Consider the following 5938-nt stretch of genomic DNA (forward strand, 5'->3'; position numbering starts at 1 on the left):
AGAATATTACAATAATAATTACTAATATTAATAAATACGATATATATTATTCGTATAAACGATAAAACCTCATTCATATTGAATGAGGTTTTATTTTTAAAAGAAAGGCAGCGACCTACTCTCCCACATAAATGCAGTACCATCGGCGCTATTGGGCTTAACTTCTCTGTTCGGGATGGGAAGAGGTGAGCCCCAATGCTATAACCACCCTAAAAATTTAGTTATAAGTTATTGAGTTTTTAGTCGTTAGAATTTAACTAACTACTAGTTACTAATTACTGTTAACTCTTCAGTATTATACTGAAGTAATAAGTTAACATATGATAAAATGATATTGTTTGAATTAAAATAAAAAAAGAGTATCTCTTGCCCTCTTACGAGGGCAAGAAGCGTACATAAGTCTATGGGTTATTAGTACTACTCGGCTATGACATTACTGCCTTTACACCTATAGCCTATCAACGTTGTCATCTCCAACGACCCTTTAAAGAAATCTCATCTTGTGGTGGGTTTCGCGCTTATATGCTTTCAGCGCTTATCCCTTCCCGACGTAGCTACTCTGCTATGCTCCTGGCGGAACAACAGATACACTAGAGGTCAGTCCAACTCGGTCCTCTCGTACTAGAGTCAGATCCACGCAAATTTCTAACGCCCACAGCAGATAGAGACCGAACTGTCTCACGACGTTCTGAACCCAGCTCGCGTGCCACTTTAATGGGCGAACAGCCCAACCCTTGGGACCTTCTCCAGCCCCAGGATGTGACGAGCCGACATCGAGGTGCCAAACCCCCCCGTCGATATGAGCTCTTGGGGGAGATCAGCCTGTTATCCCCGGAGTACCTTTTATCCTTTGAGCGATGGCCCTTCCATGCGGAACCACCGGATCACTATGCTCTTGTTTCCAACCTGATCGACCTGTATGTCTTTCAGTCAAGCACCCTTATGCCATTGCACTCTACGCACGGTTACCAAGCGTGCTGAGGGTACCTTTAGAAGCCTCCGTTACTCTTTTGGAGGCGACCACCCCAGTCAAACTACCCACCAAGCACTGTCCTCATCTCTGAGTTAGACTCTAGATAAGCAAAGGGTGGTATTTCAAGGATGACTCCACAACGCCTAGCGACGCCACTTCAATGTCTCCCACCTATCCTACACATTACTTATCCAAAGCCAATACTAAGCTATAGTAAAGGTTCACGGGGTCTTTTCGTCCCGCTGCGGGTAATCGGCATCTTCACCGATACTACAATTTCACCGAGCTCATGGCTGAGACAGTGTCCAGATCGTTGCACCATTCGTGCAGGTCGGAACTTACCCGACAAGGAATTTCGCTACCTTAGGACCGTTATAGTTACGGCCGCCGTTTACTGGGGCTTCATTTCAGATCTTCGCCGAAGCTAAACCCTCCACTTAACCTTCCAGCACCGGGCAGGTGTCAGGCCTTATACATCATCTTTCAATTTAGCAAAGCCCTGTGTTTTTGATAAACAGTCGCCTGGACCTTTTCACTGCGGCCCATCCGAAGATGGGCGACGCTTCTCCCGAAGTTACGCGTCGATTTTGCCTAGTTCCTTAGCCATGAATCTCTCGAGCACCTTAGAATTCTCATCCCAACTACCTGTGTCGGTTTACGGTACGGGTTCTTATAATCTGAAGCTTAGAGGTTTTTCTTGGAAGCCTTTAGGCACACTATCCACTCATCCGAAGATTTGTGGTACTATCAACTTTCTCCAAGCCTTGCGGATTTACCTACAAAACCTATAAATACAGTCTTCAACGTACTATTCCGTCAGTACGCGGTGCTTTCAATACTCCGTCACCCCATCGCAATTATAAGAAGTACAGGAATATTAACCTGTTGTCCATCGACTATTCCCTTCGGATTCGCCTTAGGTCCCGACTAACCCTCAGCTGATTAGCATCGCTGAGGAAACCTTAGTCTTTCGGTGTGCGGGTTTCTCGCCCGCATTATCGTTACTTATGCCTACATTTTCTTTTGTAATCACTCCAGCATACCTCGCAGTACACCTTCTACGCAGATTACAATGCTCCCCTACCACTTTTACAAGTCCATAGCTTCGGTAATATGTTTATGCCCGATTATTATCCATGCTCGACCGCTCGACTAGTGAGCTGTTACGCACTCTTTAAATGAATGGCTGCTTCCAAGCCAACATCCTAGCTGTCTGGGCAGTCAAACCTCGTTTTTTCAACTTAACATATATTTGGGGACCTTAGCTGATGGTCTGGGTTCTTTCCCTCTCGGACATGGACCTTAGCACCCATGCCCTCACTGCTGAGAAACATTTTATAGCATTCGGAGTTTGTCAGGAATTGGTAGGCGGTGAAGCCCCCGCATCCAATCAGTAGCTCTACCTCTATAAAACTTTTACTCAACGCTGCACCTAAATGCATTTCGGGGAGTACGAGCTATTTCCGAGTTTGATTGGCCTTTCACCCCTACCCACAGGTCATCCAAAGACTTTTCAACGTCAACTGGTTCGGTCCTCCACTATGTGTTACCACAGCTTCAACCTGCCCATGGGTAGATCACTCGGTTTCGCGTCTACTACTACTAACTTAAGCGCCCTATTCAGACTCGCTTTCGCTACGGCTCCATGTCTTAAACATTTAACCTTGCTAGAAACAGTAACTCGTAGGCTCATTATGCAAAAGGCACGCCGTCACATCCGAAGATGCTCCGACCGCTTGTAAGCGCACGGTTTCAGGTTCTCTTTCACTCCCTTATTTAGGGTTCTTTTCACCTTTCCCTCACGGTACTAGTTCACTATCGGTCTCTCAGGAGTATTTAGCCTTACCGGATGGTCCCGGTGGATTCATACAGGATTACACGTGTCCCGCACTACTCAGGATACCACTATCAATAACTCAACTTACTTTTACGGGACTATCACCCTCTTTGGTCTGTCTTTCCAAACAGTTCTAATTTATTTAGCATTGAATATTGTGGTCCTACAACCCCAGTATTGCCGTAACAATACTGGTTTGGGCTAATCCGCTTTCGCTCGCCACTACTAACGGAATCACTTTTGTTTTCTCTTCCTCCGGTTACTTAGATGTTTCAGTTCACCGGGTTTGCTTGCTTTCGCATACTATGTCTTCAACATAGTGGGTTGCCCCATTCGGATATTCACGGATTATAAGGTATGTGCCCCTCCCCGTAACTTTTCGCAGCTTATCACGTCCTTCTTCGCCTCTGAGAGCCTAGGCATCCGCCATGCGCTCTTACTTAACTTATTGTACTTTTTGCTGTAATATCTCTATTACAACGAGCTCTTTTATATTTTTTATAAAATTTATTTTAGAATATCTCTATTCTAAATTCTCTATCTTTTTGATTCTTACGATATCATTTTACCAATATGTCAATGAACTGCGGCGTATCACTACTAACAAATTATTATCAGTTTTGATTTTTTTTATCCTTTAAGACAATTATTTATCTCAAAGAATCACCTTGTGGAGAATATCGGAGTCGAACCGATGACCTCTTGCGTGCAAGGCAAGCGCTCTAGCCAGCTGAGCTAATCCCCCATTTTCAGTTATGAGTTATTAGTTGTTAGTTATTAGTTGTGTCTCGTTTAATAAAAACTTAACTTATCAACAAGTAAAACTAAATTCCTCAACTTCTAAAATTTCCTTCTAAATAATAAACCTATTTGTAGTCTCGGGCAGACTCGAACTGCCGACCTCTACATTATCAGTGTAGCGCTCTAACCAGCTGAGCTACGAGACTATAATAGCTTAATATTCTTGTTTTTTAAAATTAACAGCAAAGAGTAAAATTTCCTTTGTAACTCACCATCTTTCTCTAGAAAGGAGGTGTTCCAGCCGCACCTTCCGGTACGGCTACCTTGTTACGACTTAGCCCTAGTTACCAGTTTTACCCTAGGCGGCTCCTTGCGGTGACCGACTTCAGGCACTCCCAGCTTCCATGGCTTGACGGGCGGTGTGTACAAGGCCCGGGAACGTATTCACCGGATCATGGCTGATATCCGATTACTAGCGATTCCAGCTTCACGGAGTCGAGTTGCAGACTCCGATCCGAACTGTGATATGGTTTATAGATTTGCTCTCTGTTGCCAGATGGCTGCTCATTGTCCATACCATTGTAGCACGTGTGTGGCCCAGGACGTAAGGGCCGTGATGATTTGACGTCATCCCCACCTTCCTCTCGGTTTGCACCGGCAGTCTCGTTAGAGTCCCCATCTTTACATGCTGGCAACTAACGACAAGGGTTGCGCTCGTTATAGGACTTAACCTGACACCTCACGGCACGAGCTGACGACAACCATGCAGCACCTTGTAACATGTCCGAAGAAAAGTCTATCTCTAAACCTGTCATACTACATTTAAGCCCTGGTAAGGTTCCTCGCGTATCATCGAATTAAACCACATGCTCCACCGCTTGTGCGGGCCCCCGTCAATTCCTTTGAGTTTCAATCTTGCGATCGTACTCCCCAGGTGGGACACTTATCACTTTCGCTTAGTCACTGAATCTAAATCCAACAACTAGTGTCCATCGTTTACGGCGTGGACTACCAGGGTATCTAATCCTGTTCGCTCCCCACGCTTTCGTCCATGAGCGTCAGTATATACGTAGTGGACTGCCTTCGCAATCGGTATTCTGTGTAATATCTATGCATTTCACCGCTACACTACACATTCTATCCACTTCCGTATAACTCAAGTCAACCAGTATCAAAGGCAGTTCCATAGTTAAGCTATGGGATTTCACCTCTGACTTAATTGACCGCCTGCGGACCCTTTAAACCCAATGATTCCGGATAACGCTTGCACCCTCCGTATTACCGCGGCTGCTGGCACGGAGTTAGCCGGTGCTTATTCTTACAGTACCGTCAAATTACTACACGTAGTAATGTTTCTTCCTGTATAAAAGCAGTTTACAACCCATAGGGCAGTCTTCCTGCACGCGGCATGGCTGGGTCAGAGTTGCCTCCATTGCCCAATATTCCTCACTGCTGCCTCCCGTAGGAGTCTGGTCCGTGTCTCAGTACCAGTGTGGGGGATCTCCCTCTCAGGACCCCTACCTATCATCGCCATGGTAAGCCATTACCTTACCATCTAGCTAATAGGACGCATAGCCATCTTTTACCGATAAATCTTTAATTAAAAACCGATGCCAGTTTTCAATACTATGAGGTATTAATCTTCATTTCTAAAGGCTATCTCTCTGTAAAAGGTAGGTTCTATACGCGTTACGCACCCGTGCGCCGGTCGTCAGCAAGTGCAAGCACTCCTGTTACCCCTCGACTTGCATGTGTTAAGCCTGCCGCTAGCGTTCATCCTGAGCCAGGATCAAACTCTTCATTGTATATTTTTAATATGTTAATGAATAAGTTTCAAAAGAATTTACATTAATAAATTAATGCGGTTATTCTACTCTTTGTTTACGCTGTCAATTTCAATATTTTCAATGAACTTGCTGAACTCATAATCTAAACATTTTTCAGCCTGATTATAATGACTCAACTTTTGTAGAAATGATAGAATCGAACTATCTAATTTTTATAAAATTATTCCAAAATCTCTTTGAACTTTCTCACTATCTCGTTTAGCGGGTGCAAATATATAAACTATTTTTATTATAACAACTAAAAATAAAATTATTTTTTATTTTTTTTAATCACTACACAACCCACTATTTAAAGAACTTTAATTCCCGAAAATTCGGACTGCAAAGATACACCAACTTTTTATTCCTAAACAAATAAATTATCAAAAAAATATAACTTTTTTTATTAGCATAACCATAACGCTTATTTTCAATTACATAGAAATATAAATGCATTAAATCTACACAATAAATAATTCAGTATGACTCTATAAGTATCAATATAATCAAGAAAAAAAACATACAAACCAAATAAAAAATCTTAAAACTTATTACAAATAA

2 tRNA genes and 3 rRNA genes are annotated in these 5938 nt (G+C 43.1%); all 5 read right to left on the reverse strand.

What is annotated here, in order from left to right:
* Positions 1–102 precede the first annotated feature (102 nt).
* A 5S ribosomal RNA gene (rrf, locus tag BTO18_RS17425) occupies positions 103–212 on the reverse strand.
* A gap of 179 nt (positions 213–391) precedes the next feature.
* A 23S ribosomal RNA gene (locus tag BTO18_RS17430) occupies positions 392–3261 on the reverse strand.
* Between the two features lie 220 nt (positions 3262–3481).
* A tRNA-Ala gene (locus BTO18_RS17435) sits at positions 3482–3555 on the reverse strand.
* Positions 3556–3683: 128 nt separating this feature from the next.
* Positions 3684–3757 (reverse strand) — tRNA-Ile (locus BTO18_RS17440).
* A gap of 79 nt (positions 3758–3836) precedes the next feature.
* Positions 3837–5356, reverse strand: a 16S ribosomal RNA gene (locus tag BTO18_RS17445).
* Together the 16S, 23S and 5S rRNA genes with 2 tRNA genes alongside form the textbook arrangement of a ribosomal RNA operon.
* Positions 5357–5938: the final 582 nt, after the last annotated feature.

Source organism: Polaribacter porphyrae (assembly GCF_002954685.1).
In the GTDB taxonomy this organism is placed as follows: domain Bacteria; phylum Bacteroidota; class Bacteroidia; order Flavobacteriales; family Flavobacteriaceae; genus Polaribacter; species Polaribacter porphyrae.